At 57.3% G+C, this 26,353-nt stretch carries 19 protein-coding genes; 12 read left to right on the top strand and 7 right to left on the bottom strand.

Annotation, left to right across the window (positions count from 1 at the left end):
- Positions 1 to 5 precede the first annotated feature (5 nt).
- Entirely contained in the window at positions 6 to 4,211 is a 4,206-nt protein-coding gene (locus BLV81_RS08025) for a YhdP family protein (RefSeq protein ID WP_255365048.1), read from the bottom strand.
- Between the two features lie 340 nt (positions 4,212 to 4,551).
- On the opposite strand from BLV81_RS08025, the gene glnE reads away from it, so the two are divergent.
- Positions 4,552 to 7,308, top strand: a complete 2,757-nt coding sequence (gene glnE, locus BLV81_RS08020) for a bifunctional [glutamate--ammonia ligase]-adenylyl-L-tyrosine phosphorylase/[glutamate--ammonia-ligase] adenylyltransferase (RefSeq protein ID WP_092354185.1) — start codon at positions 4,552 to 4,554, stop codon at positions 7,306 to 7,308.
- 85 nt (positions 7,309 to 7,393) lie between these two features.
- Here the strand turns inward: glnE and gap are convergent, their stop codons facing one another.
- From gap to tkt, 3 genes are read right to left on the bottom strand one after another with little or no spacing between them, the layout of a single operon-like run.
- Positions 7,394 to 8,407, bottom strand: coding sequence for a type I glyceraldehyde-3-phosphate dehydrogenase (gap, locus tag BLV81_RS08015; protein WP_092354183.1), 1,014 nt, complete (start codon positions 8,405 to 8,407; stop codon positions 7,394 to 7,396).
- A 54-nt stretch (positions 8,408 to 8,461) separates the two neighbouring features.
- Positions 8,462 to 9,037, bottom strand: a complete 576-nt coding sequence (locus BLV81_RS08010) for a GNAT family N-acetyltransferase (RefSeq protein WP_092354181.1) — start codon at positions 9,035 to 9,037, stop codon at positions 8,462 to 8,464.
- Positions 9,034 to 11,028 carry a transketolase gene (gene tkt, locus BLV81_RS08005; protein ID WP_092354179.1) on the bottom strand — a complete coding sequence of 665 codons (1,995 nt, stop codon included), beginning with the start codon at positions 11,026 to 11,028 and terminating at the stop codon, positions 9,034 to 9,036. The genes BLV81_RS08010 and tkt overlap by 4 nt, the downstream gene beginning before the upstream one ends.
- 300 nt (positions 11,029 to 11,328) lie before the next feature.
- Between tkt and BLV81_RS08000 the strand changes: the two genes are divergently transcribed.
- The 8 genes from BLV81_RS08000 (at position 11,329) to BLV81_RS07965 (ending at position 20,522) form a co-directional block, all read left to right on the top strand.
- Positions 11,329 to 12,054 carry a 16S rRNA (uracil(1498)-N(3))-methyltransferase gene (locus tag BLV81_RS08000; protein WP_092354177.1) on the top strand — a complete coding sequence of 242 codons (726 nt, stop codon included), beginning with the start codon at positions 11,329 to 11,331 and terminating at the stop codon, positions 12,052 to 12,054.
- A gap of 258 nt (positions 12,055 to 12,312) precedes the next feature.
- The gene (locus tag BLV81_RS07995; protein WP_255365047.1) at positions 12,313 to 12,753 is read left to right on the top strand and encodes a YidB family protein; all 441 of its coding nucleotides are present in this window, start codon (positions 12,313 to 12,315) and stop codon (positions 12,751 to 12,753) included.
- A 233-nt stretch (positions 12,754 to 12,986) separates the two neighbouring features.
- Positions 12,987 to 13,964 carry a bifunctional riboflavin kinase/FAD synthetase gene (locus tag BLV81_RS07990; RefSeq protein ID WP_092354173.1) on the top strand — a complete coding sequence of 326 codons (978 nt, stop codon included), beginning with the start codon at positions 12,987 to 12,989 and terminating at the stop codon, positions 13,962 to 13,964.
- Between the two features lie 99 nt (positions 13,965 to 14,063).
- Positions 14,064 to 16,961, top strand: a complete 2,898-nt coding sequence (gene ileS, locus BLV81_RS07985; protein WP_092354171.1) for an isoleucine--tRNA ligase — start codon at positions 14,064 to 14,066, stop codon at positions 16,959 to 16,961.
- A gap of 53 nt (positions 16,962 to 17,014) precedes the next feature.
- The gene (gene lspA / locus BLV81_RS07980) at positions 17,015 to 17,524 is read left to right on the top strand and encodes a signal peptidase II (RefSeq protein WP_092354169.1); all 510 of its coding nucleotides are present in this window, start codon (positions 17,015 to 17,017) and stop codon (positions 17,522 to 17,524) included.
- A 63-nt stretch (positions 17,525 to 17,587) separates the two neighbouring features.
- Positions 17,588 to 18,814, top strand: coding sequence for a bifunctional phosphopantothenoylcysteine decarboxylase/phosphopantothenate--cysteine ligase CoaBC (gene coaBC / locus BLV81_RS07975; protein WP_092354167.1), 1,227 nt, complete (start codon positions 17,588 to 17,590; stop codon positions 18,812 to 18,814).
- 146 nt (positions 18,815 to 18,960) lie between these two features.
- Positions 18,961 to 19,410, top strand: coding sequence for a dUTP diphosphatase (gene dut / locus BLV81_RS07970; protein ID WP_092354165.1), 450 nt, complete (start codon positions 18,961 to 18,963; stop codon positions 19,408 to 19,410).
- Between the two features lie 11 nt (positions 19,411 to 19,421).
- A complete protein-coding gene (locus tag BLV81_RS07965; protein WP_255365045.1) occupies positions 19,422 to 20,522 on the top strand; it encodes a M48 family metallopeptidase in 1,101 nt (366 codons plus the stop codon).
- A 113-nt stretch (positions 20,523 to 20,635) separates the two neighbouring features.
- On the opposite strand, the gene clpA is transcribed toward BLV81_RS07965, so the two are convergent.
- Together clpA and clpS are read right to left on the bottom strand one after the other, a co-directional pair.
- Entirely contained in the window at positions 20,636 to 22,936 is a 2,301-nt protein-coding gene (gene clpA, locus BLV81_RS07960) for an ATP-dependent Clp protease ATP-binding subunit ClpA (protein WP_092354161.1), read from the bottom strand.
- On the bottom strand, positions 22,933 to 23,241 hold the full coding sequence (clpS, locus tag BLV81_RS07955; RefSeq protein WP_014007243.1) for an ATP-dependent Clp protease adapter ClpS: 309 nt from the start codon (positions 23,239 to 23,241) through the stop codon (positions 22,933 to 22,935). The genes clpA and clpS overlap by 4 nt, the downstream gene beginning before the upstream one ends.
- Positions 23,242 to 23,579: 338 nt before the next feature.
- On the opposite strand from clpS, the gene BLV81_RS07950 reads away from it, so the two are divergent.
- Positions 23,580 to 23,783: a transcription antiterminator/RNA stability regulator CspE gene (locus tag BLV81_RS07950; RefSeq protein ID WP_009665919.1), complete on the top strand. Its 204-nt coding sequence runs from the start codon at positions 23,580 to 23,582 to the stop codon at positions 23,781 to 23,783.
- Positions 23,784 to 23,940: 157 nt separating this feature from the next.
- Here the strand turns inward: BLV81_RS07950 and icd are convergent, their stop codons facing one another.
- The gene (icd, locus tag BLV81_RS07945) at positions 23,941 to 25,194 is read right to left on the bottom strand and encodes an NADP-dependent isocitrate dehydrogenase (RefSeq protein WP_092354159.1); all 1,254 of its coding nucleotides are present in this window, start codon (positions 25,192 to 25,194) and stop codon (positions 23,941 to 23,943) included.
- 180 nt (positions 25,195 to 25,374) lie between these two features.
- On the opposite strand from icd, the gene BLV81_RS07940 reads away from it, so the two are divergent.
- Positions 25,375 to 25,944, top strand: coding sequence for a pseudouridine synthase (locus BLV81_RS07940; protein WP_092354157.1), 570 nt, complete (start codon positions 25,375 to 25,377; stop codon positions 25,942 to 25,944).
- A gap of 162 nt (positions 25,945 to 26,106) precedes the next feature.
- Complete coding sequence (locus tag BLV81_RS07935; RefSeq protein ID WP_092354155.1) at positions 26,107 to 26,334, top strand: hypothetical protein; 228 nt, start codon at positions 26,107 to 26,109, stop codon at positions 26,332 to 26,334.
- Positions 26,335 to 26,353: the final 19 nt, after the last annotated feature.

The raw sequence follows: 26,353 nt of genomic DNA, 5'->3' as shown, positions 1-26,353 counted from the left end.
TTGAATTAACGCCTGGAAGACAGATCCGGCATATTCGCTGCCGGCGCTTCGGTCTTGTGATTCAGCTTGGTGACCACCGGATCGGTCCAGCCGCCGGTAATATTATATTCAAAGGTGAAGGCGCGCATCAGCGGATCACGCAAGAACAACTGCGCCAGGAAAGTGCCGATGCCGATCACCGGATTGATCGCCAGCAGCGCCACCGAGGCTGTGCCTGCACCAATTTCAGGCAGCACCGCCACATGCAAGTCCTGGGTTTCATGCGCAATATCGGCCACGCCGTCCATCAACACCGTGGCGCTCACGCTGCGCATCTTGAAATTATCGGTACGCGCCTTGCCCTGCGCGATCGTGGCGGTGCCGACCACGCTATCGAAGGCGAAGCCTTCAGAAAAAATATCGCGGAAATCCAGGGTCAGGCGGCGCGGCAGGGATTGCAAACTCAACACGCCGAGCAGCTTGGCGGCGCCCGGATCAACCTTCAGGAACTGGCCTGACGCCATATCCAGATTCACCTGGCCTGACAACGATGGAATATCCATGGTGAACGGCAAACCCTTCCAGCTGACCTCGCCGTCCATGCGCCCTTTGGTCGCACGCAACACATGTGCAAACCCGAAGCGGTCCAGCAGCTTGCCGGCGTCGGTGACATCCAAGGCATAGGTCAGGCTGGTGGTGTTATCGCCGTTGACAGCGGTCCATTTGCCGTCGGCCTTCAGTTCTGCATCGGGATTTTTGATCGATAATTTATGGATACGCCACTCGTTCCCGACATTGGCGCGTACATTGCTGGCGCTCAACTCTAGGCGCCCCAGCTTCTTGCCGAGTAGCTGGAAATCCTCGGCGATAATATCCAGCCCCGGGATCTGGGTGGAGCTTCCTTTGCCCTCCAGCACCTCGCCAACGTCCGATTCGCCGCCTTGCGGAATGATCAGCGAAGACAGGCGCGCAGTGACCGTGCCGAGGCCGCGTCCGGACGGCGCCGCGTTCCAGGTGACGTAGCCCGAAGCCTGCCTGGAATCGACATTGACCTGCCAGGCGCTCTTCTGATACGAAGCGCCAAGCACCACGTTGTCCAGCGTCTTGCCGAGCAAGATTAACTGGTTGGCCCTGACCGAGACCAGATTCGGCTGTGCGTACTGCGCCAGACCGGACAAAGCTGTTTCCTCGCCGGCCTTGGCAGCGGCCTCGTCGTTCAAGGCGCCGGTCAGGCTGTTCCAGGCATCGATATTCAAGGACTTGGCATTCAGATTGAGCGCCACTCCGCTATCCGGTTCAGGCGCCGGGGCATTGATGCCGATGCCGCCGCGCAGTATTTTCCAGTCAGCCGCCTTGGCTGTACTGTTAGGACTGTTGAGCGGTTTCTGCCGCTGATAGCGGGCGACGATGGCCGATCCCAACGCCAGCTTGATCTCGTCGCGCAACATTGCCGCATCGTCGGAGGCCGCGCCCAGCCATTCGAATTTGAATGGCATGGCTTCACTGACGCTCTTGCGCAACGGTTCTGGAAAATCCAGGCCCATGCCTTGCAGGCTGGACTCAAGCACCAATTCGGTATGATGGTCGCGGATCGCGATGTCGGCGGTGTAACGGCTGCCGCCGCTGGCATGCGACAGCAGTTTTTGCATCGCCGCGGCTGGATACATCGCGCGCAAGCCGTCAATCGCGGCGCTGCCTTCCACTTTGACCAGGGTCTGACGATCGGCCTGGGTGCCGCCGCTGACCTGCGCCGGTCCGCCCAGCAGATTGCCTTTGATGCCGTTCAGGTTGAAGCCTTTTTCATTGAACTCAAGCTGGCCGGTGGCATGGGCGATAGGCGGGATGATTTTTTGCAGGATCACGTCATTATTCTGGAACTGCAATACGCCGGCGACCTTGCTGTCGACGACATGGGCCAGCGGCAATTGCAGGTTCAATTGTAACTTGGCGTTACCCTTGGCTTGCGATTCGCTGGTAAACCCGCCGATCCAATGCAGCACCGGACTATTATTGGTGAACTGCACAAAATCCTGCAAAGCGCCGGCAGCGCTGCCGTCGATCAACAGCATCTGGTCGTGCGACGACAGATCAGGCACCGTCGCCGTCACGTCGCTCACCGTCACCCCCGAGGTTTGCGCAGTAGCGGCCTTGATCTGCAAACGCATGCGGTCCAATACGATGCTGCCGTCGATCTTTTCCAGCAACGGCCACAAGGGCTGTTTGCCATCCTGGCCGAAATGACCGGGATCGTATTCCAGCGTGCCGTTTTCTATTTTGCCGGCAACGCTGAATTCACCTTGGATTTTAGGGTTGGCTTTAGGGTTGCTTGCATCGGTGCGGAACGGGAAATCGGCGAGATCGCCCTTGAGCCGGATCGCGACATCTTTTGCCTTGCCGTCCTTGAGCGCGCCCACCAGCCAGTTGCGCAAATGTTCAGGGGTATGCAGCGGCAGATAGTTGCCGATTTTCTTCACGTCGAATTCACTGATGCTGCCGCTCATGTCGATCACTCCCGGCGCCGCGCCATGCCGGTCTTGCAAGGACAACAGGTGGCTGCCAGACAGCGATCCAATCAAACCGTCCTGGACAAAATTCATGCTATCGATTTGCAACAGCATATTCTGTTGCGGGAAATTCCAGCGCGCCTGCATATCGAGTTTTTCGAAGGGCTGCAACGGCGTCGAGAAAAAGCCTGGAAAATCCAGCCGCGCATTTTCCGACTTCAGTTTCAAGCTGCCGCCATCCTGGCTGGCATTGATGCTGCCGGTCAGATTGTCGACCCCGGGAATCCCCGGCACCGCAGCTTGCGCCGGCTGGCTGGCCGTCTTCGGCTGCGCGGCGCGCGGCGCCTGGGGATTGATGGTCAAACCCTCAAAGCTGCCTTTTGCGCTGTATGCCGCAATCGCCGGATAAGCGCCCTGCCATTGCGCGGAAAAATCGCGCAACAGGCCGCGCGGCGCGAAATCGTCGATCATCTTGATCTGCGCGGCACTCACGGGCAAGCGTTGGACAAAACTCGCTATGGTTTGCAAATCCAGCTGCTTGGCCTGCAAGCTGTACTTCTCTGCTTGCTTGCCCTGCGCCGGCAGATAAGACTCGCTGATGGTGGTGCGCGGCAAGCTCAGGCCGTCCGCGGTTTTCAATGAAAAATCGGTGAGCGTTACCGCATGGCCGTTGGCGCCGAAGGTCGGCGTGCCATCTTGCGGCGCCGGCCCCAATTCTTCATGCGCGGAAACACGGCCGCTGACATTTGCCAAAGCCAATGGCTGCAAGTCTGGCCGCAGCTGCATAGTCAGGTCGTTCAGTTCAAGATCGGCGGTAAAGTTGCTCACCTTGGCGTGATCCAGGTCCAGCCAGGCTTGTACCGCGCCCTTGCCTTGACTGATCTCAAAGGGATAATTGAAGTAGGGCTTCCACACGGTCAGATCGGCATCGCGCAGATTGGCGTAGAGGGTACCGGTCCAGCGCTTGAAGTCGGCAGTCTTTTCGGCAAATACAGGATGGACAAAATTCGCCCGCAGATCCAGCGGCGCTGCAAAAGAAGCAGGCGGCGTCGCCCGCGCCGACAACTGATGGCGGCGCCAGCGGTTTTGCAGCACCAGATCGATGTTGGTCAGGATCAGTTCCGGCGCCTTGCGCAGATCGTCGCGCCAGCGCACCTGGCCGTCGCGAATCACGATCTTGCGTTGGGCCAGCAGCCATTCGGCGCCGGCGCCATCGTTTTCCTGTTTGGAGTTGACCAGAATGCCGGCGACGAACAGGTTGCCCTGGGCATCGCGCTCGATTTGCAGATCGGGTTTATTGATTTCCAGTGAAGCCAGCCGGACCCCGCCCACCAGCGCGGAACGCCAGGAAATGGTAGCCGCCACCTGCGGCAAGGTCAGCGCAGACTGGCCGCCTTTATCGTGCACCACGACATTGTCCAGCACCAGGCGCGGCTGCAAACCATGCCAGGATGCCTGGATCGCGCCTATCGAAATCGGATTGCCTACCGTTTTGCTGACGATATGCTCGACCTCCGCCTTGTAGTGGCCGACATTCGGCAACACCACATAACGCAAACCCAGGAACAGTCCGCAAAACAGGAAATACGCCACGATCAACAACGTCAGCAAGGCACCCAGCAGATGATGGGTCACCAGGTTAATGTGTTTGTAGGCGGCAATCCCGGCGCGCCAGCAGATGGCAAGCTTGCTAGCCGGCGGCGGAATTTTTGCTTGTTCTTCCAACATCAATCAGAATGGGTAAAATTAATCATGGTAAGACAGGGTAAGGCTGAGATAACAGAGCCGCCAGGAAACTTGCGACGAGTTACTCTGCACACTGTCCCCCAACTGACCAGGGATAGGAAGTAAAATAAATCGGCTGCATCTGATCGATTCCAGATTGGCAAGTTATTGATGTTCGACAAGCTGCCAACCCATATGTTCGCATGGATCAGCATGCACACAGTTAAAAAAACAAAAAGGTCGAAAATAACCAGTAAATCAATCAGCTGAGCGCTGCCCTATTTTTTGAATTTTGCGCCGTCTACCCTCGCCGTCTACCCTTTAAATCTGCGACTCTATCCCTGTGACTCCATCCTTATTAAGCAGCACCGCCGCCTCTCGTTTTTTTTCACGCTGGGTCAATGCCGAAGCCGGACGCGCCCGACAGATCGCTGAATTGGCCAAGCCGGTGACAAGATTAACCGTCAGCCCGCTGCTGCTTAATCAATTGTTACAAAAAGAAACAGATTCCGGAATGCCGTTACCGCGCGCCATGCGCCGCCTGCGCAACCTGCTGGTATGCACGCTGATTGAACGTGATTTGCGCGGCGTGGCCGATCTGGATGAAGTAGTGAGCGCGGTCACCACATTTGCCGAATTTGCGGTGCAAACCCACCTGGCGGCGCTGACTGTCGACATGGTGGCGCTACATGGCATTCCGATCGGCGAAGAATCGGGCCAGCCGCAGGAATTACTGGTATTGGGCATGGGCAAGCTGGGCGGCTGCGAGCTCAATGTTTCCTCTGATATAGACCTGATTTTCACCTATGCAGAAGATGGCGACACCCGGACCACCGGCGCCGAGCAGCGCTCGCTATCGAATCACGAGTTTTTTACCCGGCTCGGCAAAAAACTGATTGGCGCGCTGTCTGAAATTACCGAAGACGGCTTCACTTTCCGGGTCGATATGGCGCTGCGGCCGAATGGCGCCTCGGGGCCGCTGGTCGCCAGCTTCAACATGGTTGAGGCATATCTGGTGACCCAGGGCCGGGAATGGGAGCGCTATGCCTGGTGCAAAGCCCGTGCGCTGACAGGCCGGCCGGAAGATATCGCCACCCTGGAGAACATCAGCCGCCCGTTCGTGTTCCGGCGCTACCTGGATTACGGCTCGATCGACGCCATGCGCTCCATGCACGCGCAAATCCGCAGCGAGGTCCAACGCCTGGAAGCATTGCATCCGGAGCGCAGCAACAACGTCAAGCTGGGGCGCGGCGGGATTCGCGAAATCGAGTTCCTGGCACAGGTGTTCCAGCTCATCCGCGGCGGCCGCGATTGCGATTTGCGCGACCGTTCCACCCGCGCCACGCTGCGCACCCTGGCCGCCAAAAACCTGCTGGATGCCGAGGTCGTCGATCAATTGCTGGCCGCCTATGATTTCTTGCGCAACCTGGAACACCGGCTGCAATACCTGGACGATGCGCAAACCCACACCTTCCCCAGCAATCAGGCGGATTGCCTGATCATCGCCCAGGCCATGGGTTTTACCGATGTGGCGTCATTGATGCCGGTGCTCGACCAGCACCGGGCCCTGGTCGACGCCCAGTTCGGCGATATCTTCAAGGACAAGCAACATGGCCGCGCCAGCCAGAAAGACTGGGACGACAGCGACAATGTGCTGCATACCCTGAGCGAAACCGACAGCCGCGAAACGATTGCCCTGGTATTGACGCATTGCGGATTCTCCGACGCATCGGCGGCGGCGCAGCGACTGGTCGCGACCTGGCAATCGACGCGGGTGCAGAACCTGCCGCTAGCCAGCCGCACGCGCCTGCTGGCCCTGGTCAATGCGGCGTTGCCGGCGGTGGCGGCGATTCCTGAGCCCGAGCGCCATCTGCCCACCCTTAGCCGCCTGCTGGATTTCCTGGAAGCGATTGCGCGCCGCGCCGCCTATCTGGCGCTGCTCACCGAATATCCCGCCACCCTGCACCGCGTGATCCGCATGATCAGCGCCAGCGACTGGGCCGCAAAATACCTGACCCAGCATCCTATCCTGCTGGATGAACTGCTGGATCCGCGCAATCTGAATGCGGCGCCGGACTGGCCGGTATTTGCCCAGGAATGCCGGCGTCAACTCGACACCGCCCGCGGCGACACTGAACGGCAGATGGATATCCTGCGCGAAATGCACCATGCCCAGCAATTCCGCCTGCTGGCGCAGGATCTTGAAGGGATGCTCAGCGTCGAGGCGCTGGCCGATCATCTATCGATCCTGGCCGACATCCTGGTGGCCGCCACCGTACAAGCCATCTGGAACATGATGCCGGGCCGCCATCGCGAGACGCCGCTGTTCACTGTCATCGCCTACGGCAAGCTGGGCGGCAAGGAACTTGGCTATGTCTCCGATCTGGACGTGGTATTCCTCTACGACGATGAGGACCAGGACGGCCCGGCCCTCTACGCGAAGCTGGCGCAGCGTTTCATTACCTGGATGACCAGCCACACGCCGGCCGGCATCCTGTTCGATATCGACATTGCATTGCGCCCCGACGGCGCCAGCGGATTGCTGGTGTCTTCGTTTGGCAAATTTGAAAAATACCAGCGCGAGTCGGCTTGGCTGTGGGAGCACCAGGCTCTGACCCGGGCCCGCTTCTGCGCCGGCGACGCAGCGATAGGCGAACGCTTCGAAACCTTGCGCGTGGAAGTATTACGCCAGACGCGCGACGCCAAACTGCTGCAAAGCGAAGTGCTGGACATGCGCCAGAAAATGCGCGACGCCCATCCGAACCGCAGCGACCGTTTCGACCTCAAGCACGACGCCGGCGGCATGATCGACATCGAATTCCTGGTGCAATTCCTGATCTTGCGCCATGCCGCCGTTTATCCGCAACTGACCGCGGACATCGGCAATATCGCTTTGTTGAAACTGTGCGGCGAGCTGGGCTTGATTGATGCAGGACTGGCCAATGCGGTGGCCGACGCTTACCGGACTTTCCGTAAATTGCAGCACCAAGGCCGCTTGCAGGGAGAAGAACGGGCGCGCGTGGCGGCAAGCCGCATTGCAGCCGAAATATCGGTGGTGAAACAATTGTGGGCCGACATTTTTACGGCCGCAGCGCCATAAAACAAAAAGATTCAGCTGCCTGCACCCCACAAAAAAACGCCCCGATCAACGGGGCGTTTTTGCCATGCAAGCAAGGAATAAGCTTTTACTTGGCGCTCATCAGTGCGATCGTGGTGTCCAGCATGCGGTTCGAGAAGCCCCACTCATTATCGTACCAGCTCGATACTTTCACCAGACGACCGGAAACCTTGGTCAGGGTGGCGTCAAAGTTCGAGGAGGCAGGATTGTGGTTGAAATCGACCGAAACCAGCGGCTCTGTGTTGTATGTCAGCAAGCCCTTCAACGCGCCGTTTTCCGCAGCGTCTTTCATGATCGCGTTGACTTCGTCGACAGTGGTGTCGCGCGCAGCAACGAACGACAGGTCGACCAGCGAAACGTTGATGGTAGGAACGCGAATCGCGAAACCGTCCAGCTTGCCGTTCAGTTCAGGCAATACCAGGCCAACCGCTGCCGCAGCACCGGTCTTGGCCGGGATCATGCTCATGGTGGCGGAACGGGCGCGGCGCAGATCTTCGTGATAGACGTCGGTCAGCACCTGGTCGTTGGTATAGGAGTGGACGGTGGTCATCAGGCCGTTCAACACGCCGATCTTGTCGTTCAGCGGCTTGACCAGCGGCGCCAGGCAGTTGGTGGTGCACGAAGCGTTGGAAATCACGGTATCGCTGGCTTTCAGTACGCCGTGGTTGACGCCGAAAACGACAGTCGCGTCGACATCCTTGCCGCCAGGTGCGGAGATGATGACTTTCTTGGCGCCGCCTTTGATGTGGGCGCTGGCTTTTTCCTTGGTGGTGAAGAAACCGGTGCATTCCAGCACGACGTCGACACCCAGCTCGCCCCATGGCAGTTCGGCCGGATTGCGTTGGGCCAATACCTTGATGCGATCGCCATTGACTACGATGAAATCGCCGTCGACCGTCACAGTACCTGGGAACTTGCCGTGGGCAGTATCGTACTGGGTCAGGTGCGCATTGGTTTTTGGATCGCCGAGGTCGTTGATGGCAACGATCTCGATGTCATGCTTTTTGCCGCCTTCGTAATGGGCGCGAAGGATGTTGCGGCCGATACGGCCATAGCCATTGATGGCGACGCGGATAGTCATGCTTTTCTCCTAAGGTATTAACAATGAATTTATTGCAACTACATCACAAACGTTTCAACTGACCCTAATGGTACGCCAGCCGTAGCCGGCTTCCTGCAATTCCAGTCCATCCCAGCTGAACGGCTGCTCGGCCAGCAGCTCGGCGCCCAGCATCTCGTAAAACTGCCGCGCCGGGCGATTGTCCGCCAGCACCCATACCAGCATGTTGTTGGCGCCGGCGCTGGCCAGGGCGGCGGCCACGTGCGCCACCAGCTTGCGGCCGATGCCCGCGCGCTGCACCGACGGCTCCAGGTAGATCGCCGTCAGTTCGGAATCGAAGCCGAGCTTGGCTTGCGCCAGCGTCATGCCGGCCGCAAAACCCAGCACCTCGCCATCCACCTCGGCCACGAAGACATTGGCGGCGTTCGAGGTCGCCGACAGGATGCGGCTCCAGATGGCTGCGCTGTCTTCGATCTTCATGCCATCCAGATAATCGTCCGGAATGATGCCGCGGTAAGTGGTGCGCCAGCTATCGATACGCACCGCCGCGATCACTCCCGCATCGGCGACGGTGGCGCGACGGATGACGACATCACCGACGATGTTGGTGACGGCCATCTTGCCGATAGCTCTGGCAGCTCTCAGATTCATGCCAGTACCAGCTTGGTCTTGGCCACGACGTTTTCAACAGTGAAGCCGAAATGCTTGAACAGCACAGGAGCCGGAGCCGATTCGCCGAAAGTATCGATACCTACCACGGCGCCTTCCAGGCCGACATACTTGTGCCAGAACGCCGTCACGCCGGCTTCGATCGCCACGCGCGGCAAACCGCGTTGCAGTATGCTGGCTTTGTAGGAAGCTTCCTGGCGGTCGAAAACATCGGCGCAAGGCATCGATACCACGCGCACCGCAATGCCTTCTTGCGCCAGCGCTGCCGCCGCCTGCATCGCCAGTTCCACTTCAGAACCGGTAGCGATCAGGATGGCCTTGGCGTCGACCGCATCTTTCAGGATATAGGCGCCGCGCTGGATGGCGGCGATTTGCGCCGCATCGCGCTCCTGGTATTGCAAGTTCTGGCGCGAGAAAATCAATGTGCTGGGGCCGTTCTTGCGCTGCACTGCCTGTTGCCATGCCACTGCAGATTCAACCGTGTCGCATGGACGCCAGTTATCCAGTTGCGGAATCAAACGCAGGCTCGATACATGTTCCACCGACTGGTGAGTCGGGCCGTCTTCGCCCAGGCCGATGGAGTCATGGGTGAAGACGAAGATCGAACGAATCTTCATCAGCGCCGCCATGCGCAAGGCATTGCGGCTGTAATCGGAGAACGTCAGGAAAGTCGCGCCAAACGGAATGTAGCCGCCATGCAGGGCGATACCGTTCATCATCGCGCTCATGCCGAATTCGCGCACACCGTAATTGATGTGGTTGCCCGGCTGGTCGGCGCGTACCGCCACCGATTCTTTCCAGTTGGTCAGGTTGGAACCGGTCAGGTCGGCCGAACCGCCGAGGAATTCCGGCAGCACCTGCGCCAGGGCCTGGATGGCGTTCTGGCTGGCTTTACGGGTGGCGATGGTTTCTTTCTTGGCGACGCAGCTGGCGATATAGTCGCTCACGGTCTTTTCGAAATTGCCTGGCAGTTCGCCCTTCATGCGGCGCGTGAATTCGCTGGCTAGCTGCGGATACTCGGCAGCGTATGCAGCGAACAGCGCATTCCAGTCGCCTTCAAACAGCTTGCCTTGCGGTTTGGCGTCCCATGCGGCATAAACGTCGGCAGGGATTTCAAACGGCGGGTAATTCCAGCCCAGGGCTTCGCGCACGGCAGCGATTTCCTTGTCGCCCAATGCCGCGCCATGCACCTTGTCGGTGCCGGCCAGGTTTGGCGAGCCTTTGCCGATGACTGTCTTGCAGCAGATCAGGGTCGGCTTGTCGGACAATTTGGCCTGGTGGATGGCAGCGTTGACGGCTTCCACGCTGTGGCCGTCGACGGCGCGAATCACGTTCCAGCCATAAGCTTCGAAACGTTTCGGGGTATCGTCCTTGAACCAGCCTTCGACATGGCCGTCGATCGAGATACCGTTATCATCGTAGAGCACGACCAGCTTCGACAAGCGCAGCGTGCCGGCCAGCGAGCATGCTTCGTGCGAAATGCCTTCCATCAGACAGCCGTCGCCGACGAAAGTGTAGGTGTGGTGGTCAACCACCGGGAAACCGGCGCGGTTGAATTCCGCCGCCAGCAGCTTTTCAGCCAGCGCCATGCCGACTGCATTGGTCAGGCCCTGGCCGAGTGGACCAGTGGTGGTTTCAATCCCTGGCGTGACGTCGACTTCCGGGTGGCCCGGAGTCTTCGAATGCATTTGACGGAAATTGCGGATCTCGTCCATCGACAAATCGTAGCCGGTCAGGTGCAGCAAGGCATATTGCAACATCGATCCATGACCGTTTGACAACACAAACCGGTCACGATTGAACCAATGCGGATTGGCCGGGTTGTGACGGTAGTGCTTGGCCCACAATGCGACTGCGATTTCCGCCATACCCATCGGCATGCCGGGATGGCCGGAGTTGGCTTTTTGTACAGCGTCCATTGCCAGCGCACGGATTGCATTGGCCATCTTGGTAGTCGGGAGAGTGGAAGTCATGGTGTGAGCAGGTAGGCAACGATTGAAAATTGGTTGGTGGGCGCAGAGCGTCGAAACAGCCCACAAAGGCCGATATTTTACCAAAATGCGGCCGATTCCGGTTCAAATCCGCTTATCTCTCCTGTGTCGGGACAGTAAAGGGGCAGTAAAATGCTGCCGCGCCATATGTAAAAGCGATTTATAGCGGATGTCGGAAGAGTTGGATTGCATCCCGCTTCTTTCTTGGTACAGTCATATTGAACGGCCGCTCGCTTGCTCTATTAATGTTAATGCCTGATTAAATATAGAATTATTAATTCCATGCCTCGTTTCTACGTTTCTACCCCGCTCGAAATCGGCCAGCTGCTGGTCTTGCCGGAAGCGGTCGCCCATCACTTGCTGGTGCTGCGCCTGGGGCTGGCTACGCCGATTACCTTGTTCAACGGCGCCGGCGGCGAATACACCGCCACCATCAGCAGCATCGAAAAAAAGCGCGTCAGCGCCGAAATCAAGACCTTTTCGCCGCGCGAGGTTGAACTGCCTTACGCCATCACGCTGGCCCAGGCTTTGCCGGAATCGTCGAAACTGGACTGGATCATCGAAAAAGCGGTCGAGCTTGGCGTGGCTGCGATCCAGCCGCTGGCGGCGCAACGCTGCGTGGTGCGCCTCAACAGCGAGCGCGCCGAGAAAAAGCAAAGCCATTGGCAGGCCGTGATCGTCGCCGCCGCCGAACAAAGCGGGCGTAATCGCATGCCCACCCTGTCTACGCTCAGTCCCTTTACCGACTGGGTCCAGCAGCAGGATTTGCATAAACGCATCCTGCTGTCGCCGCGCGGCGAGCAATCGCTGTCGGATTGGGCGCGCCATCAACCGCCGCAAGCATTGGCGTTGCTGATCGGCCCGGAAGGCGGCTTCACGGAAGCGGAAGAGAACCTGGCCTGCAGCCAGGGAGCGCTGATGCTGTCGATGGGACCACGGATACTGCGCACTGAGACCGCCGGCCTGGCGGCGCTGGCGGCAATCAATGCAATTTGGGGGGAAATGTAACGAAAGGAAAATGTAATCGAGGCGAAATACAAGCAGCGTAACCTGCCGCTGTCGATTCCACAATTTGTTCTAAGCAAAAATAAAACCCTGGCAAAAATAATCCATGGACTTAAGAAACGATCCCAGGACACAATCGTTTTCAATTGTACAACTACTCAAAGTTCTTGCCGCGTTGTAAGATTAATTTTCTCAATACTTTGTCTTTATATGCAAAGTAACAATTTGCCTTGATGGCTGACGTTTTTTACTCAGGAGAATATGATGGGACTGCTGGATTCGGTACTTGGCGCAATCGGTGGCGGCCAACAGCAAGCGAACGATCCGAAAGCCCTGTTGATCCAGGCTGCAATCGGCATGTTGACCAAACAAGGCGGCGCTGGCGCAGCGGGCGGCCTGGGCGGCTTGCTCAGCGCATTTGAAGGCGCCGGCCTGGGCCAGCTTGCCCAATCGTGGATCGGCAATGGCCAGAACCAGGCGATTTCGCCGGATCAGGTGCAACAGGCGCTGGGCAGCGGCCCATTGCAGGAATTGGCGCAAGCGGCAGGTATTTCACCTGCCGACGCAGCCAGCCACCTGTCGGAAATCCTGCCAGGTCTGGTGGACAAGCTGACTCCACACGGCGAGGCAACCGCAGCTCCAGGCGGTCTGGACCTGGGCGGCTTGCTGGGCGGTCTGCTGGGCGGCAATAAGCAGGCCTGAATCGGCCGACGCTTGACCGTTCGACAAAAATCGCCCTCAGGGGCGATTTTTTTTGGCGAATACCATCTTGAGCACCTCATTCACTGTGTCGATTCGTATCCAAAATTCAATAAAATAGCTGTTTTATTAATTAAAAATCGTGCAATCCGATGCAGTTCGACTTCTTGGCAGGGGGAAAACGTCGAAAGCATTTATAATCCAAGGTTTTTGCAATAAATATTCCGGTCACTTCAATGAAGGTATTTCGCGGACTTCCCAACGCCGAATCGCGCGCCCCTTGCGCGTTGACTATCGGCAACTTTGATGGCGTGCATCGCGGCCATCAGGTATTGCTCGCGCACGTCCGCAAAGCCGCCACCGAACTGGGGCTGGATGCCGCGGTGATGACGTTCGAGCCGCATCCGCGCGAATTCTTTGCGCAACGGGCAGGCCAGCCGGCCAATATGCCGACACGCGTCGCCAACCTGCGCGACAAGCTGCAATCGCTGTCGCAGGCTGGCATAGATCGCGTGATTGTCGAACATTTCAACGCCAGCTTTGCGGCCATGCCGCCCCAGGATTTTATTGAAAAAGTGCTGGTGGAAGGCTTGCACGTGAAGTGGCTGATGGTGGGCGAAGATTTCTGCTTCGGCGCCCGCCGCGCCGGCAATATCGCAACCCTGATCGAAGCCGGCAAGAAATACGGCTTCCATGTCGAAACCCTGCCGACCGTGATGAACGAAGGCGCGCGGGTATCCTCATCGGCGGTGCGCGCGGCGCTGGCGGCCGGCGATTTCAGCCATGCGCGAGCGCTGCTGGGCCATCCATATTCGATCTCGGGACACGTGGTGCATGGCAAGAAACTCGGCCGCAGCATCGGCTTCCCCACCTTGAACCTGCGCGTCAGCCATAAACTACCGGCATTGTCCGGCATTTTTACCGTTAAAGTGCACGGTCTGACCGACCAAGCGCTGCCGGCGGTGGCCAGCATCGGCATCCGCCCTACCGTGGACGACAGCGGCCGGGTGCTGCTGGAAAGTTATATCCTCGATTTTGCCGGCGACTGCTACGGCAAACTGATACAGGTCGAGTTTTTGCAAAAACTGCGCGACGAAGAAAAATATGTCGACTTGCCGACCCTGACTGCCGCGATTGCGCGCGATGTCAGCAATGCACGCGCATATTTCCGCCAGCAAGATACTGCGGCGATTTCAGCCACTGACCGAATTTGACGCTGCTCTGTCCCGCTTGTCTTTATAACGCCATTGATAACGCTAGCTCAACGCGCACTCCCTGCGCGTAGCCCCCACTGAATTCCATTGAAGAAAATTATGTCCGATCAGACCAGCAAACCAGAAAACCAGAAACCGGCGAAACCGCAAAGTAAGCCGCAAAGCAAATACCCGGTCAACATGACCGAGACGCCATTCCCGATGCGCGGCGATCTGGCCAAGCGCGAGCCGCAATGGGTCAAGCAATGGCAGGAAAAAAAGGTCTACGAACGGATACGCAAAGCCTCCAAAGGCCGCCCGAAATTCATCCTGCACGACGGTCCGCCGTATGCCAACGGCGAAATCCACCTGGGCCATGCCGTCAACAAGATCCTCAAGGACATGATCGTCAAGGCCCGCAATATGGCCGGCTTCGATGCGCCTTACGTGCCGGGCTGGGATTGCCATGGCATGCCGATCGAAATCCAGATCGAGAAAAAATACGGCAAGAACCTGCCGGTAGCGGAAGTGCAAGCCAAGGCGCGTGCCTACGCCAACGAACAAATCGACCTGCAAAGAAAGGACTTCATCCGCCTCGGCGTATTGGGCGAATGGGACAATCCATACAAGACCATGGCCTTCAGCAATGAGGCCGACGAGTTGCGCGCGCTTGGCACCATCCTGGAAAAGGGCTATGTCTATCGCGGCCTGAAGCCGGTCAACTGGTGCTTCGATTGCGGCTCTGCCTTGGCCGAGGCCGAAGTCGAATACCAGGACAAGCGCGATCCGTCGATCGATGTCGGCTTCCCGTTTGCCGAGCCGGAAAAGATCGCCGCCGCATTTGGCTTGCCGGCGCTGCCGACCGATCAAGGTTATGTGGTGATCTGGACCACCACGCCGTGGACCATCCCGTCCAACCAGGCCCTTAACGTCCACCCTGAAATCGACTACGCGCTGGTGCAGACCACGCGCAACGGCGCGCCCTTGCTGCTGATCCTGGCGCAAGACCTGGTCGAAGATTGCCTGCAGCGTTTCGGCCTCGAAGGCAAAGCCATCGCCACCTGTAAAGGCGAGGCGCTGGCGCTGATCAATTTCAAACACCCGCTGGCCGCCGCCGATGCCGGCTACGACCGCCTGTCGCCGATCTATCTGGGCGACTACGTCACCACCGACAGCGGCACCGGCATTGTCCACTCGGCGCCGGCCTACGGCATCGAAGACTTTATCTCATGCAAAGCGCATGGCATGAAGGACGACGACATCATCAGCCCGGTCATGGGCGACGGCAAGTTCGCGTCCTGGCTGCCGTTCTTTGCCGGCATGACCATCTGGGAAGCTTCCAAGCCGATCTGCGGCAAGCTGGAAGAAGTCGGCGCACTGTTCAAGCTGGTGATGTTCGATCACAGCTACATGCATTGCTGGCGCCATAAAACGCCAATCATCTATCGCGCCACTTCGCAATGGTTCGCCAGCATGGACAAGCTGCCGAAGGACGGCCACCCGAGCCTGCGCGCAACCGCCCTGCAAGCGATTGAAGATACCGCGTTCTTCCCCGGCTGGGGCAAGGCGCGCCTGCATGGCATGATCGCCAACCGTCCCGACTGGACACTGTCGCGGCAACGCCAATGGGGCGTGCCGATGGCGTTCTTCGTCCACAAGGAAACCGGCCAGCTGCATCCGCGTACGCCGGAACTGCTGGAACAGATCGCGCAGCGCGTTGAGCAAAGCGGGATCGAAGCCTGGCAGGCGCTCGATGCTAAGGAGTTGCTGGGCGACGATGCCGTCAATTACATCAAGAACAGAGACACATTGGATGTCTGGTTCGACTCCGGCTCCACCCATCAGACCGTATTGCGCGGCTCGCACGCGAATCAGCTGCAATTCCCTGCCGACCTGTACCTGGAAGGCTCGGACCAGCATCGCGGCTGGTTCCATTCCTCGTTGCTGAGCTCGGCCATGCTGAATGGCCGCGCGCCGTATAACGCTTTGCTGACGCACGGTTTCGTGGTCGACGGCGAAGGCCGCAAGATGTCGAAGTCGCTGAAAAACGGCGTTGAACCGCAAAAAGTGGCGGACTCGCTGGGCGCGGAAATCCTGCGCCTGTGGGTGGCTGCCAGCGACTACTCAGGTGAAATCACGATCTCGGACGAGATCCTGAAACGCGTCACCGAATCGTATCGCCGCATCCGCAACACCCTGCGCTTCCTGCTGGCGAATACTTCCGACTTCGATCCTTTGAAGGATGCGGTGCCGATCGCCGACCTGCTGGAAATCGATCGTTATGCGATCGCCAGCATGACGCAGTTGCAAGCCGATATCCTGCAACATTACGAGACTTACGAATTCCATCCGGTGATTTCGAAATTGCAGATGTACTGCTCGGAAGACCTGGGCGGTTTCTATCTCGACATCCTGAAAGACCGTCTGTACACCAGCGGCGTCAGTTCGCCGGCCCGCCGTTCCGCGCAAACTGCGATCTGGCATATCACCCAGGCGCTATTGCGCGTGATGGCGCCGACGCTGTCGTTCACGGCGGAGGAAGCCTGGTCCTTCTTCGCCAGCCCTGAGGCTTTTGCCGCCAGCGATGAAACCATTTTCACCCAGACCTACTACACGCTGCCGGAAATCAGCGACGCCGCGGCCCTGATCGAAAAATTCAGCGCCTTGCGTGCGGTGCGCGCCGATGTCACCAAGCAGCTGGAAGAAGTCCGGGTCGCAGGCGGCATCGGTTCTTCACTGCAGGCGGAAGTCGAAATCAAGGCTGCTCCGGCGAAATATGCACTGCTCAACAGCCTGGGCGACGATCTGAAATTTGTCTTGATCACCTCCAGCGCAACCGTGTCGGAAGTGGCGACAGAGGCCGAGGAAACGATTCTGGTCACGCCGTCGGCGCAGCAGAAATGCGAACGCTGCTGGCACTACCGGGCCGATGTCGGCAGCCACCCGGAACATCCGGGCTTGTGCGGACGCTGTGTTGCCAATTTGTTCGGCAACGGTGAAGATCGGCATTTTGCGTAGGGCGCACAAGCGTGCCCACCCTACAAAACTCCTGAGTACCTATATAACTTGATATGGCCACCAAAAAACGTTCTTCGTCTTCCTCATCCTCCCCCAAATACGGCCTGGCGCCATGGCTGGCCATCGCAGCGCTGGTGTTATTGATCGATCAACTGACCAAGATCACGATTGTGCGGCTGTTCAGCTACGGCGAATCGCAAGCGGTGACCTCATTCTTCAATCTGGTGCTGGTGTATAACAAGGGTGCTGCGTTCAGCTTCCTTTCCACGGAATCCGGTTGGCAACGCTATTTTTTCACCGCGCTCGGTATCGCGGCCGCGCTGTTCATCACTTTCCTGCTGAAACGCCATGCCGGACAACGCATGTTTTGCACCGCGCTGGCATTGATTCTGGGCGGCGCCATCGGCAATGTGATCGACCGCATCGCCTACGGCCATGTGATCGACTTTCTCGATTTCTACGTGCGCAATTGGCACTGGCCGGCTTTCAACATCGCCGATAGCGCGATCTGCGTCGGTGCGGTATTGTTTGTTATTGATGAATTACGTCGCGTAAATAAATAATTTATTGAGCAACTAAGTAAGTAATTAGCCAATAAATAAGCGCTCTGCCATCCAGGGGTAAATATGGATCTCGCTGGTAAAAAAATCGTGCTGGGACTGACCGGCGGCATCGCCTGCTACAAGGCGGCGGAATTCACGCGCGCCATGATCAAAGCCGGCGCTTCGGTGCAGGTCGTCATGACCGCGGCGGCGATGCACTTCATCACGCCGGTCACCATGCAAGGCTTGTCCGGCAAGCCGGTATTTACCGATCAATGGGATGCGCGCGTCGGCAACAACATGCCGCACATCGACCTGACGCGCGACGCCGATGCCATCGTGATTGCCCCCTGCTCTGCCGATTTCATCTTCAAGCTGGCGCACGGCGCCTGCGACGATTTGCTGTCGACGCTATGCGTCGCGCGTCCAGCCACAGTGCCCCTGCTGGTCGCGCCGGCGATGAATGTCGAAATGTGGCAAAACCCGGCAACCCAACGCAACCTGACGCAATTGCTGGCAGACGGCGTCCAGCTGCTCGGCCCCGATGCCGGCGAACAGGCTTGCGGCGAAGTCGGCATGGGCCGCATGCTGGAAGCAGAGCAGTTGCTGGAAGAAGTGATTGCCTCGTTCCAGCCCAAGCTGTTGAAAGGTAAGCGCCTGCTGCTGACCGCCGGCCCGACTTTCGAGCCGATCGATCCGGTACGCGGCATCACCAATCTTTCATCCGGAAAAATGGGTTATGCGGTAGCCCGCGCAGCTTATGAAGCCGGGGCGGAAGTCACCTTGGTGTCAGGCCCGACCGCGTTGACCACACCCTACGGCGTGCGCCGCATCAGCGTTCAGACCGCGCAGCAAATGCACGATATCGTGATGGCGCAGTTGGCCGCCGATGGAACTGCTAATGGCAGCCCCGATACCGGCGCCGACATCTTCGTCGCAGTGGCCGCCGTGGCTGACTGGCGCGTAGCCAACGCCAGTACGCAAAAACTGAAAAAAAACGCCGACGGCAGCGCGCCCGAGTTAGTGTTCGAACAGAACCCGGACATTCTGGCAACAGTTGCAGCATTGCCGAAACCGCCTTACTGTGTCGGTTTTGCTGCCGAGTCAGAAAACTTGCTGCAATACGGGGAAGCCAAACGCATCAGGAAAAATGTGCCGCTATTGGTCGGCAATATCGGCCATGACACGTTTGGCAAGGACGATAACCAATTGGTATTGTTTGATGCCGACGGCCACACCAGTTTGCCGCGCGCCGGCAAACAACAACTGGCGCGCCAGCTGATTGCCGCAATTGCCAGTCGTCTTGCCTAGCGAATCGCTATATTGCTGCCGGTTTCATCGCCAGCGGTTTGCATCAAAAATCAGAGGTAGTTTCATGAACACCCGGCAGGATTCATCCTGCCATGTTTGTTGTACCTGCCATCATTTCTTCATTTAATAGATTGTTACAAAATTCCATGAATATCATCGACGTCAAAATTCTCGACCCACGCATGCAAGATCAATTGCCGGCTTACGCCACCGAAGGCAGTGCGGGCCTGGACCTGCGCGCCTGCCTGGACACTGCGCTGACGATCAAACCCGGTGAAACCCATCTGATTCCGACCGGCCTGGCGATTCATATCGGCGACCCTGCTTATGCCGCCATGATCCTGCCGCGCAGCGGCCTCGGCCATAAACATGGCATCGTGCTGGGGAACCTGGTGGGCCTGATCGACTCTGATTACCAGGGTCAGTTGATGGTTTCTACCTGGAACCGCGGAACGACCGAATTTACCCTCAACCCGATGGAACGGCTGGCGCAATTGATTATTGTGCCTGTTGCACGTGTCCGTTTTAATGTCGTACCAGATTTCGAGAGCAGCGAACGCGGCGCAGGCGGCTTCGGCAGCACCGGAAAAAATTGATGGAGAAGTTAATGAGATTGACGAATTTGACGCGCGGCGCCGGATGGCAAGGCGCCAAGCGTTATGCGGCGCTGACATTGCCAGCGCTGTTCCTGGCCGCTTGCGCCACGCAGGAGCCTGACACCGGCACCGCGCCGCAGCGGCCTGCGCCTGCAGTCTCTCCCCAGCCTGCAACGCCGACACTGTCGCCACAGCAAACGGAGCTGAAAGCATTGATCGGTTTGCAAGACCGTTTGTACGACGTTGCCGCTCCTTTGCTGGTGAATAACGCGGTATTGTGCAGAAACAATGCGCGTAACCTGCTCGGTTTCACCGCCAAGACAAAATACTCCTATACGCCAGAATTCGTTGATGCGGCGGCAGCCCTGGGCCTGAGCGATCAGCTGCAGGTGACCGGCGTGCTGGCCGGCAGCGGCGCCGCCAAGGTCGGCCTGCAACGCGGCGACCGGCTGGTGACGATCCAGGACAAGCCGGTGCCGGTCGGCGCCGATGCTGAACGCCAGACCGCCCTGCTGCTTGGCCCTCTGGTGAACGGCCGTAATAGCATCAAACTGACGGTCGCGCGCAACGGCAGCAACCAGACCATGAACATCCCGCTGACCCGCGCCTGCGCCTTCGGCATCGAACTCGGCAACACCGAGAATGTGATCAGTTATGCCGACGGCCGACGCGTGCTGATCAGCAGCGGCATGATGAAATTCACCAGGAACGACGATGAACTGGCCCTGGTGATTGCCAAGGAAATGGCGCACAACACGCTCACCCATCCGGCGCGCCAACGCAGCACTGCCACCATGACCGGCGTCATCGATAATCTGATCCGCTTGCGGCCGGATACAGCGGCGTTAAACGGTATGGCCGGCGTCAAGCCTTACTCGCAACAGATGGATGCGGCAGCCGACAAACTGGCGTTGTACATGGTTGCGCGTGCCAGCTACAAGGTCGACAATGCTGCCGCCTTCTGGCAACGGCTGGCGACCGCTTATCCGGCCAGCGCGCTCAACGGCTACACCGCAATCCATCCGGGCACCGACTATCGGCTGTCGGCAATCCAGCAGGCCGTTTCGGATATCCAGGCCAAGCAAGCCACCGACACGGCCATACTGCCGTAGGATAAGCAAGAATGCAGGGCGGGCAGCTTGTGCCCGCCCTACGAAAAAAGCCTGAAACACTTGCGTGAATTCAGGCTTTTTTAACGAGCGGAAATCGGCGGTATTCCCGCGAGTTATTCCACTTCCACCGTTTCCTCCGGCGCTGCAGGCGAGGAGGAATCCTTTTCTGCAAAGTCCAGGCTGATCTGATCCTTGTCGTCCAGATCGACGGTCACCCGGCCGCCGGTCACCAGCTTGCCGAACAACAGTTCGTCTGCCAGCGCCTTGCGTATCATGTCCTGGATCAGGCGTGCCATCGGACGCGCGCCCATCAACGGATCGAAGCCCTTCTTGGCCAGGAATTTCCGCAAATTCTCGGTGAAGATCGCTTCCACTTTTTTCTCATGCAACTGCTCTTCCAGCTGCATCAGGAATTTGTCGACCACACGCAAGATGACTTCTTCATCCAATGCGCGGAAGCTGATGATGGAATCGATGCGATTGCGGAATTCCGGCGTAAACATACGCTTGATGTCCGCCATCTCGTCACCGGCTTCTTTCTTCTCGGTGAAGCCGATCGAACGTTTTTGCAAACTTTCTGCACCGGCATTGGTGGTCATGATAATGATCACATTGCGGAAGTCCGCCTTGCGTCCATTATTGTCGGTCAATGCGCCGTGATCCATCACCTGCAACAGGATATTGAAAATGTCCGGATGGGCTTTTTCAATTTCATCCAGCAGCAATACCGCATGCGGCTTTTTGGTCACGGCCTCGGTCAGCAAACCGCCCTGGTCGAAACCGACATAACCAGGAGGCGCGCCAATCAGGCGGCTCACCGCGTGACGCTCCATGTATTCGGACATGTCGAAACGAATCAGGTCGATGCCCAAGATAAATGCCAGCTGCTTGGCCACCTCGGTCTTGCCGACGCCGGTCGGACCGGAGAACAGGAAAGAACCAATCGGCCGGTCGGTCTTGCCCAAACCGGCGCGCGCCATCTTGATCGCCGATGCCAACGCGTCGATCGCCGGATCCTGGCCGAACACCACATTGCGCAAATCGCGGTCTATGGTTTGCAGCTTGCTGCGATCGTCCTGGTTGACCGATTGCGGCGGAATCCGCGCAATCTTGGCGATGATGTCTTCAATCTCGCCCTTGCCTATGGTCTTTTTCTGCTTCGACTTCGGCAGGATGCGTTGCGCCGCACCGGCCTCATCGATCACGTCGATCGCCTTGTCCGGCAGATGACGGTCATTGATGAAACGCGCCGCCAGTTCGGCCGCACTGGTCAGCGCGGAAGCCGAGTACTTGACGCCGTGATGTTCTTCAAAGCGCGATTTCAAGCCGCGCAGGATCTGCACGGTTTGCTCTACCGTCGGTTCGTTGACGTCGATCTTCTGGAAGCGACGCGACAAGGCATGGTCTTTTTCAAAGACGCCGCGGAATTCCGTATAAGTGGTCGCGCCTATGCATTTCAGCTGGCCGCTGGACAAAGCCGGCTTCAACAGATTGGACGCATCAAGCGTGCCGCCGGAAGCCGAACCGGCGCCGATGATTGTATGGATCTCGTCGATAAACAAGATACCGTGCGGACTATCTTTCAATTGCTTGAGCACCGCTTTCAGGCGCTGCTCGAAATCGCCGCGGTATTTGGTGCCGGCCAGCAGCGAACCCATGTCGAGCGAGTAGACAATCGCGTTTTGTAAAATTTCAGGGACTTCACCCTGAGTGATGCGCCATGCCAGTCCCTCTGCGATCGCAGTCTTGCCGACACCGGCTTCGCCGACCAGCAAAGGATTATTTTTGCGGCGGCGGCACAAGGTCTGGATCACGCGTTCGACCTCGTACTCGCGGCCGATCAGCGGATCGATTTTTCCTTCGGTCGCCAGCTTGTTCAGGTTTTGCGTAAACTGGTCGAGCGGGCTCTCTTTAGCCTGGCCTTCGGCTTGCACTTCTTCCGCGCCTTCCGAAGATTTCTGCACATCGGCTTGCTGATCCTTGCGCACACCGTGCGAAATGAAGTTGACCACGTCGAGACGCGTCACGCCCTGCTGGTGCAGGTAATACACGGCATGCGAATCCTTCTCGCCGAAGATCGCGACCAGCACGTTAGCGCCGGTCACTTCCTTCTTGCCGTTGGAAGCCGATTGCACATGCATGATGGCGCGCTGGATGACGCGCTGGAAACCCAGGGTAGGTTGGGTATCCACTTCATTCGAACCCGGCACCGTCGGTGTGTTGTCGCCAATGAAGATAGCCAGCGTCTTGCGCATATCGTCAATATTGACCGCACACGCACGCAGCACCTCTGCCGCGGACGGGTTGTCGAGCAATGCCAGCAACAGGTGTTCAACCGTGATGAACTCGTGCCTTGCTTGCCGTGCTTCGACAAACGCCATGTGCAAACTTACTTCCAATTCCTGCGCAATCATGCTTCCTCCATCATGCATTGCAGGGGATGCCCTGCTTTGCGTGCGTGCGTTAATACCAGTTCAACCTTGGTGGATGCAATATCTTTGGGATATACACCACACATGCCTTTGCCATCGCGATGCACCTTCAACATTATCTGCGTTGCGGCTTCGCGATCCTTGTTGAAATATTCCTGCAAAATAGCGACCACGAACTCCATTGGCGTGTAGTCATCATTAAGCAAAAATACCTGATACATGGGAGGCGGCTTGAGCTTTTGCTCTTGCCGCGTCGCTACTGTCCCGTCTTCGTGCTTGGTTACCATGCGCCTATTCTAAAACCTTCCGCTAAATGCGCAACGCGCAACTCAGAATAAATACTGTTTATATCGATGCTAACGTTGATATTACGCGTTTTCCGATTGCTATGCAGATGACGATAGAAGAGATTAAATCAAGAGCAGAAAACAATGCATATCCACAAATTTAATTGCACAAAGGAAATTACTTGACTTTTTTATTTTTAACGCGAACAATGACATTCATTGATAAGCATGTTTCAGCTTGTTAATAGAAGTGAGCAAGTTCTAGAAGGGGCAGCGTTACGCGAGGCTTCTTGCTTTTACGGCTCGTGTGATTGTTATTATTTGAAAGACGCTATTTTATGGCAACAGGTACAGTCAAGTGGTTCAACGATTCTAAGGGCTTCGGCTTTATCACTCCGGATGACGGCGGTGAAGATTTGTTTGCACACTTTTCCGCAATCCAGATGAACGGCTTTAAGACCCTCAAAGAAGGTCAAAAAGTCCAGTTCGAAGTCACGCAAGGCCCTAAAGGCAAGCAAGCTTCTAACATCCAGGCTCCTTAATTCGGTTAATTAAGCGGTCTTTGTGAAAAACCTCACTGCGGTGGGGTTTTTTTATTGCCCTGCCATATAGGATTACGGCAGCAGCGCAGCAATAACGCAGTAATACGCGAAAAAAAAGCCAGAACATGTTCTGGCTTTTTTTGCAAGAATGGCAAACTTACATGTTTTCGATCAATACTTCGCCGAAACCGGAGCAAGATACCTGCGTTGCACCTTCCATCAGGCGCGCGAAGTCATAGGTGACCTTTTTCGAAGTGATCGATTTTTGCATCGATTCAATGATCAGGTCAGCCGCTTCGAGCCAGCCCATGTGGCGCAACATCATTTCCGCCGACAGGATCAGCGAACCTGGATTGACGTAGTCTTTGCCGGCATACTTTGGCGCAGTACCGTGGGTTGCCTCAAACATGGCCACTGAATCGGACAGATTGGCGCCTGGAGCGATGCCGATACCGCCGACCTGTGCCGCCAGGGCGTCGGAGATGTAGTCGCCGTTCAGGTTCAAGGTAGCGATTACGCTGTATTCATTTGGACGCAACAGAATTTGTTGCAAGAATGCGTCAGCGATCGAATCCTTGACGATGATTTCGCGGCCGGTCTTCGGGTTCTTGAATTTCGCCCAAGGACCGCCATCGATCAATTCAGCGCCGAATTCTTTTTGCGCCAGCGCGTATGCCCAGTCACGGAAGCCACCTTCGGTGAACTTCATGATGTTGCCCTTGTGGACAATGGTGACGGATGGCTTGTCGTTGTCGATCGCATACTGGATTGCCTTGCGTACCAGACGCTCGGTGCCCTCACGCGAAACCGGCTTGATGCCGATACCGGAGGTGTTCGGGAAGCGGATCTTCTTGACGCCCATTTCCTTGATCAGGAATTCGATCAGCTTCTTGGCGCCGTCGCTGCCCTCTTGCCATTCGATACCTGCATAGATGTCTTCCGAATTTTCGCGGAAAATCACCATGTCGGTCTTCTCCGGCTCACGCACAGGCGAAGGCACGCCCTTGAAATAGCGCACCGGGCGCAGGCAGACATACAGGTCCAGCTCTTGGCGCAGAGCCACGTTGAGCGAACGGATACCGCCGCCAACCGGTGTCGTCAATGGGCCTTTGATCGATACAACATAATCCTTGATCGCGGCCAGGGTTTCTTCCGGCAGCCAGACGTCAGGACCATATACCTGGGTCGATTTTTCGCCGGCAAACACTTCCATCCAGCTGATCTTGCGCTTGCCTGCATAAGCCTTGGACACGGCAGCGTCCACCACCTTGATCATGACCGGGCTGATATCGACACCGGTGCCATCGCCTTCGATGTAAGGAATGATTGGATTGTCAGGAACGTTGATCGAAAAATCGGCGTTGACGGTGATTTTTTTGCCTTCAGCAGGCACTTTGATATGTTGGGACATCAGTGTATCTCCGGAGTTGAGGAGGTAAAAACTACCTGTGCAGTTGGATTTGAAACACGATTGGTCTTATATAAGACATAAGACAAGCATTTCGTATTATGCACTAGTATTTTACTAGACGCTATGCTTTTGCGACATCGGCACGATGCCTCGGCCATGGCAAAGCACTATACTAACGCCATGTCTCTGATTCTATTCAACAAACCATTTCAAGTGATGTGCCAGTTTTCGGCACACCCCGGCCGCCCTACGCTTGCCGACTACATCAAGATTCCCGATATCTATCCGGCCGGACGCCTGGATGCCGATAGCGAAGGATTATTGTTACTCACCGATGACGGCAAGCTGCAGCATAACATCAGCCACCCGGCGCTGAAACAGCCAAAGACTTACATGGTGCAGGTCGATGGTGTTCCGACCCTGGCCATGCTGGCGCGCTTGCGGCAAGGCGTCGATCTCGGCGACTTCCATAGCAAGCCGTGCCAGGCACGCGAGATCGAGGCGCCGGATTGGCTATGGCCGCGCGACCCGCCGATACGCCAGCGCCAGGACCAACCCACCAGCTGGCTGGCGCTCACCCTGACCGAAGGAAAAAACCGCCAGGTGCGGCGCATGACAGCGGCCGTGGGATTACCCACTTTGCGGCTGGTACGGGTATCGATTGGCCAAGTGTCGCTGCACAGCCATCCTTTGTGGCCCGGGGAATCGATGGAAATCAGCCCGGCCGATCTGACTGACTTGAAGGAGTAGCGAGGAACGGCCGAGCAATGGCAAGCAGCCGCAGATACAAATTGATACAGATTTCTGTTTTTTTTTAAATCGATGTCAACCAACGGTTTACGAGCGTCGTTAATTGCAGTGATTCAAGTGAATCATTGATTGATTAACTCGCTAAATGACTGGATTTGAAAAATGAAAAAACTGATCGCTGTTCTGATTGCCGGCCTGTTTGCTACTTCCGTTTTCGCTGCTGACGCCGCTCCTGCTGCTCCTGCCGCACCTGCTGCTGCATCAGCTGAAGCTTCGGCTCCTGCCGCAAAGAAGGCAACACACAAAGTCAAGAAGGCTAAAAAAGCAGCTAAAGCTAAAGCTGCAAAGGCTGAAGCTCCAGCAGCTGAAGCCGCTCCTGCTGCGAAGTAATTCCAGCAGCAGCTTCAAC

It is taken from the genome of Collimonas sp. OK242, assembly GCF_900107095.1.
Taxonomy (GTDB): Bacteria; Pseudomonadota; Gammaproteobacteria; order Burkholderiales; family Burkholderiaceae_D; genus Collimonas.
This window is presented reverse-complemented; position numbering and strand designations above follow the sequence as displayed.

Excerpts from the sequence above, each read along its gene's own strand:
- BLV81_RS08025 (WP_255365048.1), bottom strand. The coding sequence starts at position 4,211 with ATGTTGGAAGAACAAGCAAAAATTCCGCCGCCGGCTAGCAAGCTTGCC.
- gap (WP_092354183.1), bottom strand. The coding sequence starts at position 8,407 with ATGACTATCCGCGTCGCCATCAATGGCTATGGCCGTATCGGCCGCAAC.
- BLV81_RS08010 (WP_092354181.1), bottom strand. The coding sequence starts at position 9,037 with ATGAATCTGAGAGCTGCCAGAGCTATCGGCAAGATGGCCGTCACCAAC.
- tkt (WP_092354179.1), bottom strand. The coding sequence starts at position 11,028 with ATGACTTCCACTCTCCCGACTACCAAGATGGCCAATGCAATCCGTGCG.
- BLV81_RS08000 (WP_092354177.1), top strand. The coding sequence starts at position 11,329 with ATGCCTCGTTTCTACGTTTCTACCCCGCTCGAAATCGGCCAGCTGCTG.
- BLV81_RS07995 (WP_255365047.1), top strand. The coding sequence starts at position 12,313 with ATGATGGGACTGCTGGATTCGGTACTTGGCGCAATCGGTGGCGGCCAA.
- BLV81_RS07990 (WP_092354173.1), top strand. The coding sequence starts at position 12,987 with ATGAAGGTATTTCGCGGACTTCCCAACGCCGAATCGCGCGCCCCTTGC.
- ileS (WP_092354171.1), top strand. The coding sequence starts at position 14,064 with ATGTCCGATCAGACCAGCAAACCAGAAAACCAGAAACCGGCGAAACCG.
- lspA (WP_092354169.1), top strand. The coding sequence starts at position 17,015 with ATGGCCACCAAAAAACGTTCTTCGTCTTCCTCATCCTCCCCCAAATAC.
- coaBC (WP_092354167.1), top strand. The coding sequence starts at position 17,588 with ATGGATCTCGCTGGTAAAAAAATCGTGCTGGGACTGACCGGCGGCATC.
- dut (WP_092354165.1), top strand. The coding sequence starts at position 18,961 with ATGAATATCATCGACGTCAAAATTCTCGACCCACGCATGCAAGATCAA.
- BLV81_RS07965 (WP_255365045.1), top strand. The coding sequence starts at position 19,422 with ATGAGATTGACGAATTTGACGCGCGGCGCCGGATGGCAAGGCGCCAAG.
- clpA (WP_092354161.1), bottom strand. The coding sequence starts at position 22,936 with ATGATTGCGCAGGAATTGGAAGTAAGTTTGCACATGGCGTTTGTCGAA.
- clpS (WP_014007243.1), bottom strand. The coding sequence starts at position 23,241 with ATGGTAACCAAGCACGAAGACGGGACAGTAGCGACGCGGCAAGAGCAA.
- BLV81_RS07950 (WP_009665919.1), top strand. The coding sequence starts at position 23,580 with ATGGCAACAGGTACAGTCAAGTGGTTCAACGATTCTAAGGGCTTCGGC.
- icd (WP_092354159.1), bottom strand. The coding sequence starts at position 25,194 with ATGTCCCAACATATCAAAGTGCCTGCTGAAGGCAAAAAAATCACCGTC.
- BLV81_RS07940 (WP_092354157.1), top strand. The coding sequence starts at position 25,375 with ATGTCTCTGATTCTATTCAACAAACCATTTCAAGTGATGTGCCAGTTT.
- BLV81_RS07935 (WP_092354155.1), top strand. The coding sequence starts at position 26,107 with ATGAAAAAACTGATCGCTGTTCTGATTGCCGGCCTGTTTGCTACTTCC.